The organism is Parvibaculum sp., assembly GCF_035511255.1.
Taxonomy (GTDB): Bacteria; Pseudomonadota; Alphaproteobacteria; order Parvibaculales; family Parvibaculaceae; genus Parvibaculum.
In genome coordinates this window covers 1-2,360 of the sequence record NZ_DATKFR010000250.1, presented here as the reverse complement: position 1 = coordinate 2,360, position 2,360 = coordinate 1, and the positions used below count along the sequence as shown (strand labels likewise).

The 2,360-nt window shown below is 62.3% G+C and carries 3 protein-coding genes and 1 pseudogene; 1 reads left to right on the top strand and 3 read right to left on the bottom strand.

Features of this window, described 5'->3' with window-relative positions:
* The 3 genes from VMR03_RS09940 to VMR03_RS09930 all read right to left on the bottom strand — a co-directional run.
* A partial coding sequence (locus VMR03_RS09940; protein WP_325404725.1) for an SbmA/BacA-like family transporter occupies positions 1 to 511 on the bottom strand: 511 nt, incomplete at its 3' end.
* Positions 512 to 647: 136 nt separating this feature from the next.
* A complete protein-coding gene (locus VMR03_RS09935; RefSeq protein WP_325404727.1) occupies positions 648 to 1,355 on the bottom strand; it encodes a class I SAM-dependent methyltransferase in 708 nt (235 codons plus the stop codon).
* On the bottom strand, positions 1,345 to 1,809 hold the full coding sequence (locus VMR03_RS09930; protein WP_325404723.1) for an Rrf2 family transcriptional regulator: 465 nt from the start codon (positions 1,807 to 1,809) through the stop codon (positions 1,345 to 1,347). Before VMR03_RS09930 ends, VMR03_RS09935 begins: the two co-directional genes overlap by 11 nt.
* 141 nt (positions 1,810 to 1,950) lie before the next feature.
* Between VMR03_RS09930 and VMR03_RS09925 the strand changes: the two are divergent.
* Positions 1,951 to 2,360, top strand: a pseudogene (locus tag VMR03_RS09925) (phosphoserine aminotransferase); the annotation flags it as partial.

Sequence of the window (2,360 nt, the reverse complement as noted above, 5' to 3'; positions counted from 1 at the left end):
ACAACACCCAGAGAATGGCGATGAAGGAAACGAAAGTGACGATGGCGCTGAGCAGTCCGACAGAGAGGTTCAGCACCTGCGCCGTGAAGAGGCGAAGGTCGTCGGCGATGCGCTGGTCGGGGTTGTCGGTCTCTGCGCCCTCGATCTGTATGCGGTAATAGGCTTTGCGGTCGAGCCATCCCGCGATGTAGCGGTCGGTCAACCAGCGCCGCCAGCGGATCTGCAGAAGCTGCGTGCCGTAAAGCGTGAGGAGCCCGTTCGCGAGCGCGACCATGGCGAAGACACAAAAGCGGTAGAGCTGATGGAAGAAAACCGGCTGGTTATATTCCTGCAGCGCATCGAAGAAGACGCCGCGCCAGTCGTTGAGCCACACGGAAAGATAAACGTCGAAGAGATTGAGAGCGACGATGGCCGCGATGAGCGCCGTCGCGCTCCATCTTTCCTCCGAGGTCCAATAGGGTTTCGTAAGCGCCCAAGCATCCCGGAAAAACCGGGCGTCGATTTTCGGCATCGCGATTCTCGTCTGAAGCGGGCCCATGCCCGCGGAGGATGACGAGAGACTGTAACGAGGCGGGACCGTCGCGGAACCGGCGGAAATCTTACATTTCCGTCATGCAGGGGTAGATGAAGCCGGCGCAGCGGCGGCATCAGGCATGCGCGATCCAGCCTCGCCAGGTGAAGGCCGCAAAGAACATTTCCGGGTCGGCGAATCCTCCATCCCGCAGGATGTCCTCGTCCTTCTCCGGATCGAACAGATCGAGATTGGCCGCCACTGACTCGCGCGCTCCGGCCGCCTGTTGCGGATCGATGCCGGACGCGACCGCATAGGCGGCGTAACGCTCCAGCCAGGCCGGTCTCGACGATGGAGCTTGCGGGAAACTGCTATGCGCCGCGACGAAGGGAGCTCCTGGCTTGAGGCGGTCATGAATGGCCCGCACCGTCTGCACGCGCGTCGGCGCATCGAGAAAATGCAGCGTGAGGAGACAGGTCGCGGCATCGAACGGACCGACCGGCGCATCGTCGATATAGCCTTCCACCAGCTCGACGCGATTCATCAGTGGGCCGAGCGTCTGCTCGGCCACTTCCAGCATCGGCAAGGCAGGGTCCACCCCGACAAAATTCCAGCCCGGATGCGCCTCGGCCAGCGCTTTCAATTCCAGTCCGCCGCCCGCGCCCAACACGAGGACGCGCGCGTCGGCCGGGGCTCTTTCGGCCAGCAGGATCGACGTCATGCTGTGCAATGCCTCAAGGCCCGGCAGGAAGCGCCGCGGACCGTCGGTATAATTCGCGACGGCCGCGCGATCGGAGAAGAACTTGATGAAATCGACGCGCGGCGGTTCTGTTTCAGTGGTCATGAACGGTATCTCTTCGATGGTTTGCGGGTATCCCGGCAAGGCGTGCATGGAAATCGGCATGCAGCATTTCGAGAGTAATGTTGCCGAAGCGCGCCAGAAGCAGGGCCTCCGCCTCCCGAAAACTATCCGCAAGGGCGGCATTGACCGCCTGTTCGACCAAGCAGTCGGGCGACTCCATCCGGTTGCCGATCGCAAGCAGCGCGGGATTGCCGATGGCGTCGTGGACGTCGCGCAGCGTGATCTCCTTGAGATCGCGGGCGAGCGTCCAGCCGCCGCCATGCCCCTTCTCGGATCGAACAAAACCGCGCTCGCGCAGGCCGGCCATGATCCGTCTGACGACGACGGGGTTTGTTTGCATCGCGCGGGCGAGGGATTCGGATGTCGAAGGGCCCTCATGTTCGGCCATATGCAGCAGAACATGGAGGACGCCCGAAAGGCGGCTGTCTCGTTTCATGTAACTGTTATAGTTACATGATCTATGGCGACGCAAGACCTGTCTGCGAAGGCCATTTGACAGGAATCCCTCCGGAGCCTATATCGGCGGCGGGCCACCTCCCCCCACCGGGAGGCATCTATCTGGAAGGGTAGTCAAAAAATGACCGCCACTGAGCGTCCGGCCGCACGTCCGGCCAACCCGCATTTCTCCTCCGGTCCCTGCGCCAAGCGCCCGGGCTGGTCTCTCAAAAATCTCGAAAAAGCGCTTGTCGGCCGGAGCCATCGCTCGAAGCCGGGCAAGGCGCGCCTCGTCGAGGCCATCGAGAAAACCGGCAAAATTCTCGGCGTCCCCGCTGACTACAAGATCGGCATCGTGCCGGCGTCGGATACCGGCGCGGTCGAAATGGCGCTCTGGTCGATGCTCGGCGCCCGCGGCGTCGACATGCTGACCTGGGAGAGCTTCGGCGAAGGCTGGGTGACCGACGTCGTCAAGCAGCTGAAGCTGAAGGACGTGCGGACCCTCAAGGCCGATTACGGCAAGATCCCGAATCTCGCCGACGTGAATTTCAA